This is a genomic window from Microcoleus sp. (assembly GCF_049646505.1).
GTDB lineage: Bacteria > Cyanobacteriota > Cyanobacteriia > Cyanobacteriales > Microcoleaceae > Microcoleus.
Genome location: NZ_JBARVX010000521.1, coordinates 1 through 1,921, shown reverse-complemented (window position 1 = coordinate 1,921; position 1,921 = coordinate 1). Strand labels below are relative to the sequence as shown.

Here is a 1,921-nt window from a genome sequence, read left to right as displayed (position 1 = left end):
TTTAAAATAATAATGCAACAGTATTCTTGTCCCCCCCCTTTGCAAGGGGGGGCTAGGGGGGGTCGAAGAGTGTTGCACGATTTTAGAAAAATGGTATAATTTGACGGCATCTGGGAACAGTCTTTTCGGCTGTACCCGCGAGGAAAGATCGAGGAGGACGATCGCCCGTTTGCGGCAATTTCGGTCAACCCCAAAATATTCTACCGGGGAAAATATGACTATCGCAGACTTCGATATGGTTTGTAGTGAGGAATGTGAGTCCTGCTTAATTTTTGCGGACTCGGATTCCTCACTACAAACTGATTAGTCGCAATCATTATCACAAAGATTCCATTTCTTTTTGCCACTTTTTCAATAAAACTTCGCGTTCTTTTTGTTCTTGAGGTTCCGGCATTCTCAAGCCATTTGTAGCATCATATTTACCGTAATACTGCGACATTCCCTGAAAAGATTTAGTCCCCTCATTGGGCAGAATCTTTTTCTTTTTCAGCCACTTTTCACAGGAACTCTGCCACATAAAAACGCGATCGTGCACTTCGCCACCTAATTTTCTGATGCGCTTAATTGAAAGTTCTTTTTTGACAAACAACAGCCGATCGCTCTCTTTGCTGCGCCCAATTAACCGAAGTTCCGCCCCGGTGCCCCGGAAAAACTCGATCGCACAATAATCCTCAAACTGAAAAATGCAGACCTCAGTTGCAGGAGCGCCCTCATCTGGTAAGATATCCACATCAAACTGCAACTGGTAGCCGATCGCGCTCGCAGACGACTGCGGCAAAAGCAACCGCACCCGCTTCAGGCGATCGGTGTAATTTGCCCAAAAATCCCGGCGCTCCTCCAACTGCTTAATTTCCGCATCAGACAGCCGCAGCATCCGCGCCACCAAATCAATTGTTTTCTGGAAATAACTGTAATTTAGTGCGCCAATCCATCGAATCAGCGACTCTCGCGCGGGAGCCGAAACTAACTGCAATTTCGGATAATATTCATCTCGCACCCACTCAACCAATTTCGGCCTTTGATTTTTGAGAATATCGCTCGAAATTTTCACTAACAACTCTTCAACTGCTGCAAGTTGCGGCGCTGGTGGCATTTCCTTCAAGCACCTGAGCAGCCATTCTACGCCCGACAAATCGGAAACCTGATTTTTAGCAAAAATTCCGGCAAGGTGCACTTGAGCGCGATCGACTGCGGGGATTGTGGCGGGTAACTGAGCTTTTGCTAACAGCTCCGTTGGGGTTTTGAGATATTGCCAACTGAGTTTTGCTAGCTCGTAATCAGAGTTATCGCGAGTCAGGATTTTAATAATTTGTACTGGTAAAGCATCGATACCCGCCGCCGTGCTGGCAAATTCGGCAAAGCACTCTACCAAAGAGCGATCGAGCACCGGAACATTGCTAGAGAAACAGGATTTTCTAACTGGTGGCTGTGGTGCAGAGCCAAGCGCCACAGCAACTGCTGTTTCAGGCGGACATTGTTTTGAGCTACCAGCCAAATAGCTTGGGATATTTCTGGGGCGCGATCGGGATTTTTGGTGTCCCATTCAGCTTTAGCCCAGAGACAATAAGTCCATTCCAGAGGAGTAATGCTGTCAGATCGATCGCTCTGAATATCTGCTATAATTTCTGCTATCCCTCGCCGCGATATCCCTTTCACTTCTGGCACATTTGGCTTGTTTTTCTGGGCATAACTGCCAGCGTTTTGTATTTTTTCTGGTTGTGGCTGGCTGGGATTTGAGGGCAGTTGAATTTCGCGAAACTGAAGGCTCATTTTGATAACTTTATCCCAATTAAATTACTGAATTAGCATTTTTTATTTGGCGGCGCATCAACCGAGATTTTTTTGATAATAATTTCAGGGGAGTGCGCGCGAGCGAGTTGAAAAAGCCGGTTTTGGCGATCGCCAGCGCGTCAGCCCTTGT

2 protein-coding genes are annotated in these 1,921 nt (G+C 46.7%); both read right to left on the bottom strand.

All coding sequences use genetic code 11. The features are described from left to right. Positions 1-319 precede the first annotated feature (319 nt). On the bottom strand, positions 320-1,450 hold the full coding sequence (locus tag WBA89_RS24780; RefSeq protein WP_424410168.1) for an EH signature domain-containing protein: 1,131 nt from the start codon (positions 1,448-1,450) through the stop codon (positions 320-322). Continuing rightward, positions 1,366-1,770, bottom strand: coding sequence for a hypothetical protein (locus WBA89_RS24775; RefSeq protein ID WP_424410167.1), 405 nt, complete (start codon positions 1,768-1,770; stop codon positions 1,366-1,368). The genes WBA89_RS24780 and WBA89_RS24775 overlap by 85 nt, the downstream gene beginning before the upstream one ends. Between the last annotated feature and the right edge of the window lie 151 nt (positions 1,771-1,921).

Coding starts and splice junctions, on each gene's coding strand:
- WBA89_RS24775 (WP_424410167.1), bottom strand. CDS start 1,770: ATGAGCCTTCAGTTTCGCGAAATTCAACTGCCCTCAAATCCCAGCCAG.